The following is a 6,414-nucleotide window of genomic DNA, read 5'->3' on the forward strand; positions in this document are numbered from 1 at the left end:
CGGGGCTTAAAAGGTGCGCTTCTTACGCTGGTCGGCAACGCCAGCCTTCGCCATGGCCTCGTCGATAGCTTTCTCGTCGAAAGGATCAATGCCATGCACCTCAGCAAATGCTTGACGACGACGGAACCGGGAGAAACGCCGGTGAAACGCATACCCAATCGACAAGACAACGACCGCGAGGCAGACAAGCAGCAGCAGCCCAATCGGCGACGCCTTGCCAAAGTCCGGACCAGCCGGGGTCTCCCCCGGCGACTGCGCCAGGACCAGATCAACGGTTGCGGCGGCGTTGATGAAGTTGGCGAACACTACTCCTCCTCAGCACCGGCATCGATACCGGCAAACAAGTCATCTTCAGGCAAGGTGGTCTCCACCCGGGTACGTGCGAGCTCGAATTCTTCCGTCGGCCACACCTTTTGCTGGTCCGCCACCGGGCTGGCCAAAAACGCCCCTGCCGGATCGATCTGGGTGGCGTGAGCAGTCAGCGCCTGCTCACGTTGTCCAAAGTAGTCGGCGCACTCCACTTGGGTGGTCACGCGGTCAAACACATCCCCCTCGGCTTCCTCCCAGCGCTTGATCATGAGCTCGTAGGGGCTCTTCTCACCGCGTTCGAACAACGCCTCTTGCAGCAGCTTCATGCGCTGGAGGATGAAACCATGCGTGTAGTAGAGCTTCAGCGGTGTCCACGGCTCGCCGGCTTCTGGCGCAAACGAGGCGTCACCCGCCTTCTCCCACGCAATCATCGAAATCGCGTGAACCATGAGATGGTCCGGGTGCGGGTAGCCACCGTTTTCGTCGTAGGTAATGATGACGTGCGGTTTGAACTCGCGGATCTCCTCCACGATCTTCACCGCAACCTCTTCCGGGTCCTGGACCGCAAACGACCCCTCCGGCAGCGGAGGCAGCGGGTCCCCCTCGGGCAGGCCGGAGTCTTCGTAGCCCAGCCAAACGTGTTCCACACCAAGCGCCTCGACGGCACGCGCCATCTCCTCGTGGCGCACGGCCGTCATGTTTTCGAGCACCCCAGGGCGGTCCATCGCAGGGTTCAAAATGTCCCCACGTCGTCCGTCGGTACAGGTCACCACCTTCACACGGTTCCCTTCGGCAGCGTATTTCGCCATGGTCGCCGCACCCTTCGAGGACTCATCGTCCGGGTGAGCGTGGATCGCCATCAGACGCAGACCAGCCACTCGTACTCTCCAACTTTTGTAGGGGTGTTGTTAGAACTTCGGAACATCTTAGTACCATCCCAGTTAAGTCCCTATCCCCCTTGTTATTGCGAGGTTGCATCCGTGTCCACTCCAGTGCGCCGTCCGTCGCAACGCTATAGCTCCGGCAAGAGCGACGGCGTGAGCGGCAAAGTGGTCGCAGTCGCCGCTGTGCTCATCGCCATCGCGTTCATCTTCTTCGGCGCCCGAACGATCATCGACAGGATGGACCGTCCCGTCACCGCTGAATTTATTTCGCAGGAACATATCGACGACTCAACCGGACGCCTTTGGATCGACGTGACCCGCAAGGACCCGTCGGTACCGGCCTATTGCATCGTCACCGCGGTGGATTACTCCCACGCTGAGGTGGGTCGCCGCGAGGTCATCCTTCCCGCCGGCGGGGAGAAGCACCAGCGCATCCCGGTGGACCTGCCGCTGCGTGAACCGCTTGTTTCCGGCCGCATCTACGGCTGTTCCGAAAATCTGCCGTTCTACATGGACCCGGAGAGCAAATTTTACGACGCCCGCTAGCACACGGGCTGCGTACTACCATGTGCTAATCTTTTGCGGTATATCTGCACAGTTTCGCCCGCAGCCTGCGGGCTCGTTTTACGTATGAGGGAAGGGTGTTACCCCTATGGCTGAACCCCAGCAGCAGTACATTACCCCGGAAATGAAGGCCAAGCTGGAGGCCGAACTCCAGCAGCTGATCGATAACCGTCCGGTGATTGCCGCGGAGATCAACGAGCGCCGCGAGGAAGGCGACCTGAAGGAAAACGCTGGTTACGACGCAGCTCGTGAGCAGCAGGATCAGGAAGAGGCTCGCATTAAGCAGATCTCTGAGATCCTCTCCAACTCCACCACCGAGCGCACCGGCATTGTCGAAGGTGTCGCTCACATCGGTTCCGTCGTTCACGTCTACTACAACGGCGACAAGGAGGACCGCGAGACGTTCCTCATCGGTACCCGCGCTGCGTCGACCGACAACGCTGATTTGGAGACCTACTCCGAGCAGTCCCCGCTGGGCGCCGCCGTCGTTGGTGCCGCTGAGGGCGAGACCCGTACCTACACGGCTCCGAATGGTCGCGAGATTTCGGTCACGATCGTCAAGGCTGAGCCGTATGATTCAGTTAAAGCTTCAACGCCTCGTGCAAAGTAGTTTTACCCGTTCTTTTTCGATAGCGAAGGATCATCCTGTGATTGCAACCTCTTCCCGCAAAGCTCTGGTTGGCGTAGCTGCCATCGCTGCTCTCGCCCTCGCCGGCTGCACCCCGCCGAACGAGAACCCGTCTGACAAGAAGATCGACACCGCGACGAGCCAAGACGCTGGCTCCCTCAAGGGTGCTGGTGCTTCCGCCACCGCCGCGACCAATGTTGTCGAGGCCAGCGAGGCGACCGCGACGGAGACCCTCGAGGCCGCCGCGGACGAACTGCCGACCTTCAACAACTGTGGCGAGACCGGCCTCCTGCGCCCGACTCAGCTGACGGTCGACTGCAAGAGCCAGAACGATTTCCTGCAAGACATCGTCTGGGACACTTGGACCGCCGACCTGGCCGAGGGCACCGCAACCCGTGTTGTCCTGGACCCGAATAACCGCGAGGAAGGCGTCAAGGTCGTCCTTGGCGCTCCGCAGGTTGTGAACAACGATCTGCTGTTCACCACCATCTCGGTTGATGGTGCGACCGTGAACCCGGATCGTCTCTAATCGCCTCTCATCGGCGCAAAGAGTAGCGGCCCTGTTCCAATTGGAACAGGGCCGCTTTGCTGTCTGCAGCGTTTCGCGTCGCTGCTTAACGACGCTCAGCGCCGTCTAGCGGTCGTTGGCGAAGTAGGACAGCAGACGCAGGATCTCGGTGTAGAGCCACACGAGCGTCACAGCGAGGCCAAGTGCGACGCCCCACGCTGCGTTCGACGGTGCGCTGGTGCGCACGAGCCTGTCGGCCAAATCGAAGTCCTGCAGGAAGGAAATAGCTGCGAGGACCACGCATACGACGCCGAAGATGATGGACATAGTGCCGCCATCACGCAGTGGGTTCTGGCCGGTGAAAAGAGCGAGCAGCAGGTTGCCCAGCGCCATGATGACAACGCCGAAGATGGCGCCGGTGATCAGGCGGTTCAGTCGCGGCGTGACGCGGATGGCGCCGGTGCGGTAAACCACGAGCATGCCGATGAACACGCCGAGGGTGCCCAGGATGGCCTGGAAAATCATCTGGCCAGCGTCAGCCCCGCCGACGGAGAACCAGCCGGAGATCAGCAGAGAGAATCCGCCTAGGAACAGGCCTTCAAAGGCTGCGTACAGAAGCGTCACCGTGCGGGAGCCGAAGGTGCGCGAGAACGCGTGGACCAGGGTGACCACGAACGCGCCGATGCCGCCAACAAGCGTCAGGATCATCCCCACGCCGGCGTTTCCGGACAGGTAAATGCCGAAGTTAATGGCGGCGAACAGGATGATAACGGCGATGGTGATGCCGGTCTTGGAGACAATGTCATCGACCGTCAGCGGGCGGTCCTGCTGGATTTCGGGCGCGTAGCCGTATCCAGCGGTGTGTTCTTCATTGGTCAGGTTCTTCAGAACCGGGTTGGTACTTCTCACGTCGTCCAACATTCCTTTCGAGTCTTGTTGCGACCACTATTCACAGGTTGTAACGCTTGCACCTTCAAAAAGGTTCCCGAGGCGTAGAATTTGGACACATGGGTGTGTTCGATCGTTGGCGTCGCGGCCCGAGCACGGGCGGCGATCTTGTCCTGGACAGGTTGTCTGCAGCAACTGGTGGCGCGCAGGCCTACACCTTTTCCTATGCAGCGTTGGATGTGCTCGCATTTCTTGTCGACGACCCCCTCCCCCACGTCTTGTACTGCACGTTCGGGTTGTCCCAGGTGGAGTCGTCGCAACGCGTTGCGGGCACACAGACCGAGCTCACGCTCCGCATCCCGATGGACGATGAGGTGTTCCCTCCTGAGTGGCCGGCGCAGCAGCTGGCACGCATGGCTCGCAACGTGGTCCGCAGCGGAGTCGAGATTGAGCCTGGGCATTATTTATCGTCGGCTTCTGGCTCGCTCGCGGGGTTTGTGTTCGTCGCGGATCCACTCCTCGGCTGTGCGGAGGGACCGACCGGGCGAGTGCAGTTCACCTACGCCGCGGGGTTGGTCGGAGATGATCTGGAGCGGATGTTGCGGTGGGATCCGGTGAAGTTCGCGGGCGTGCTCGGCGAGCATGTGCCGCTTGGGTTGACGGATCCTGCACGTGCCCCGCTGTCAAGCGATCCGCAGGTGCGTGTGCTTCTCGACGACGCCTCGCACACCGACGGCTCCTCTATCGGCGCAAACACCGCCAAGTATTTAGATGTCGATGTCGCTGGGCGTGTGGACCTCGACGAACGTGCCGCCGCCGCACTGCTTCGGGCGGCGCGCTACCGATTGCTGTTTGGCAAGTCATATGCCCTCATCCGCAACGACACCTGGCTCATGTTCGACCCCAAAGCAACCGATGTGGAGTTGGCCGAGGATCACATTGTCGTGCCGGGCCGTGCCGACGTAGCGAACGAATTACTCGCTGTATTCGACACTGCGCCGGGCACTTATGCGTTGAGGACCGTGCCGTTGACGTTCCAGGTCATCGACCCGACAACGTAGGACGCTTACTTAAAGACGTTGCCCCACCCGTCACGCTTGTCCAGAAACGCCTGCGCTTCGCGCTTAGCGGCCTCGAGGTCGTGGCTTGCGCCCCAGCCACACTGCTTCTCGTTCGCAGCCGGCACCTCGGTGGCATTGGTGATGTCGGTGAGCGTCTTTTCCACCAGATCAGCGACCTCTGCCTCTGCGACGTCGCCGGAAAGCATCAGGTAGAAACCGGTCTGGCAGCCCATCGGGCCGAAGTCGATCACGTTGTCTGCATGGTTGCGGGCGTGCTCGGCAAACATGTGCTCCAGGGAGTGCACTGCCGGCATCTCAAGGTGCTCGACGTTCGGCTGCTTGAAGCGGATGTCCCACTTCACCAGCGTGTCACCCTGGGGAAGTTCCTTGCGATCCGCGAGGCGAATAAACGGTGCGTCAACCTTGGTGTGGTCGAGGTTGAAGGATTCAACATTCATGCGATCAGTCATGGCCTCGACTGTACTGAACGCGCTGGCCCGTTCCCATCACTGGATTCATCGTTGCGAGTCGTGCTGGTCACGGCTGCCGCATCCCGAATCGGCGAGGCTGCGTAGCTTGCTGCGCGAGTGAGCTTCTTGCTTTCCGACGACACCTCGTCAACGGCTGCTATACCGCCATGTAGCCCGGTTACCGGGCTAGTAATTGTGCCCCCAGTCGGGCTCGAACCGACACTGGGCGGATTTTAAGTCCGCTGCCTCTGCCAATTGGGCTATAGGGGCGCCGAGAAATATGGTACTTCCCCGGCGCCTCAATGCTGAAACCGGCGCACTGTATCTCATGAACCCGGACGGAGTTTCTCTCGTGGCCAGGCAATGGTTGTTTCTTCTGCCCTGCGCTTTTGGCGCGCTCGGACTCTTCCTCGCGCGCCAAGCTGGGGACGGCACCGCAGGTTTCTATTGGGCCACCGCGTTTACCGCCGTCGTGTACCTGGCCGCCTGGTGGGTGTGGGGCGACAGGGGCGCGTTCACTGGAGCAGAAAAACTTCACGACGTCGCACGTGGCATCGGGTTAGGCACCGCACTTGGGGTTGTCTTTTTTCTCGGCGCCCTGATTGTCACCCGCATCCCCGCACTTGCGGGACCGGTCGCAGAGATCCTGGATACTCCCAACAAAGGCGGGTACGCACTGACGCTGCTCGTCCTCGTGGTCAACGGCGTCGGCGAGGAGCTCATCTTCCGCGACGTCGCCCCTAGCCAGTTGCGAAGCATGGGACAAACGGTGCTGCAGGCTGGTGTGTGGTCGACGGTCGCCTACGGGTTGGTCACCGTCGTGATGGGGGTTCCGCTGCTCGTGTTCGCCGCAGTGGTCCTCGGTGCGCTCGCCTATACCGAGGCAGTGCGCACCGGCAGGCTGTACTCCCCCATCGCACTCCACCTGACGTGGAGTATTGCAATGCTGCTGATCCTGCCCTCGCTCCTCTGAAATCGATCGAATCCCAGCCAGGCCCTATACAGCCCTATATATAGGCATCGAATCGGGCGTCGTGATGGTGGTTGCAGCGGCGCAAACGGGCGTGAAACGCCCTGTTTTCGTGTCTTGAGGCCTGTTATG

The 6,414-nt window shown here is 61.0% G+C and carries 9 protein-coding genes and 1 tRNA gene; 5 read left to right on the forward strand and 5 right to left on the reverse strand.

Annotated elements, in window-relative coordinates:
• Positions 1-6: 6 nt before the first annotated feature.
• Together HMPREF3145_RS02510 and mca are read right to left on the reverse strand one after the other, a co-directional pair.
• Positions 7-306 (reverse strand): hypothetical protein, encoded by a 300-nt coding sequence (locus HMPREF3145_RS02510; protein WP_070421687.1) that lies wholly within the window; start codon positions 304-306, stop codon positions 7-9.
• A complete protein-coding gene (mca, locus tag HMPREF3145_RS02515) occupies positions 306-1,187 on the reverse strand; it encodes a mycothiol conjugate amidase Mca (RefSeq protein WP_070421688.1) in 882 nt (293 codons plus the stop codon). Before mca ends, HMPREF3145_RS02510 begins: the two co-directional genes overlap by 1 nt.
• A 102-nt stretch (positions 1,188-1,289) precedes the next feature.
• Between mca and HMPREF3145_RS02520 the strand changes: the two genes are divergently transcribed.
• The 3 genes from HMPREF3145_RS02520 to HMPREF3145_RS02530 all read left to right on the forward strand — a co-directional run bounded on the left by HMPREF3145_RS02520 (position 1,290) and on the right by HMPREF3145_RS02530 (position 2,914).
• Positions 1,290-1,739, forward strand: a complete 450-nt coding sequence (locus HMPREF3145_RS02520) for a DUF4307 domain-containing protein (protein WP_246815458.1) — start codon at positions 1,290-1,292, stop codon at positions 1,737-1,739.
• A 106-nt stretch (positions 1,740-1,845) separates the two neighbouring features.
• Positions 1,846-2,367, forward strand: a complete 522-nt coding sequence (gene greA, locus HMPREF3145_RS02525) for a transcription elongation factor GreA (protein ID WP_070421690.1) — start codon at positions 1,846-1,848, stop codon at positions 2,365-2,367.
• Between the two features lie 37 nt (positions 2,368-2,404).
• Positions 2,405-2,914: a hypothetical protein gene (locus HMPREF3145_RS02530; protein WP_070421691.1), complete on the forward strand. Its 510-nt coding sequence runs from the start codon at positions 2,405-2,407 to the stop codon at positions 2,912-2,914.
• Between the two features lie 105 nt (positions 2,915-3,019).
• On the opposite strand, the gene HMPREF3145_RS02535 is transcribed toward HMPREF3145_RS02530, so the two are convergent.
• On the reverse strand, positions 3,020-3,802 hold the full coding sequence (locus HMPREF3145_RS02535; protein WP_070421698.1) for a Bax inhibitor-1/YccA family protein: 783 nt from the start codon (positions 3,800-3,802) through the stop codon (positions 3,020-3,022).
• A 98-nt stretch (positions 3,803-3,900) separates the two neighbouring features.
• Between HMPREF3145_RS02535 and HMPREF3145_RS02540 the strand changes: the two genes are divergently transcribed.
• Positions 3,901-4,842: a suppressor of fused domain protein gene (locus tag HMPREF3145_RS02540; RefSeq protein WP_070421692.1), complete on the forward strand. Its 942-nt coding sequence runs from the start codon at positions 3,901-3,903 to the stop codon at positions 4,840-4,842.
• 5 nt (positions 4,843-4,847) lie between these two features.
• Here HMPREF3145_RS02540 and HMPREF3145_RS02545 read toward each other — a convergent pair whose 3' ends face one another.
• Both HMPREF3145_RS02545 and HMPREF3145_RS02550 read right to left on the reverse strand, forming a co-directional pair.
• A complete protein-coding gene (locus tag HMPREF3145_RS02545) occupies positions 4,848-5,312 on the reverse strand; it encodes an S-ribosylhomocysteine lyase (protein ID WP_070421693.1) in 465 nt (154 codons plus the stop codon).
• 196 nt (positions 5,313-5,508) lie between these two features.
• A tRNA-Leu gene (locus tag HMPREF3145_RS02550) sits at positions 5,509-5,582 on the reverse strand.
• A 10-nt stretch (positions 5,583-5,592) separates the two neighbouring features.
• Between HMPREF3145_RS02550 and HMPREF3145_RS02555 the strand changes: the two genes are divergently transcribed.
• Positions 5,593-6,285, forward strand: coding sequence for a CPBP family intramembrane glutamic endopeptidase (locus HMPREF3145_RS02555; protein WP_246817472.1), 693 nt, complete (start codon positions 5,593-5,595; stop codon positions 6,283-6,285).
• Positions 6,286-6,414 lie beyond the last annotated feature (129 nt).

It is taken from the genome of Corynebacterium sp. HMSC05C01 (genome assembly GCF_001807155.1).
Classification (GTDB): Bacteria; Actinomycetota; Actinomycetes; order Mycobacteriales; family Mycobacteriaceae; genus Corynebacterium; species Corynebacterium coyleae.

Bases quoted from the DNA above. Each gene is read 5' to 3' on its own strand.
- greA (WP_070421690.1), top strand. From the start codon at position 1,846: ATGGCTGAACCCCAGCAGCAGTACATTACCCCGGAAATGAAGGCCAAG.
- HMPREF3145_RS02540 (WP_070421692.1), top strand. From the start codon at position 3,901: ATGGGTGTGTTCGATCGTTGGCGTCGCGGCCCGAGCACGGGCGGCGAT.
- HMPREF3145_RS02545 (WP_070421693.1), bottom strand. From the start codon at position 5,312: ATGACTGATCGCATGAATGTTGAATCCTTCAACCTCGACCACACCAAG.
- HMPREF3145_RS02555 (WP_246817472.1), top strand. From the start codon at position 5,593: ATGGTACTTCCCCGGCGCCTCAATGCTGAAACCGGCGCACTGTATCTC.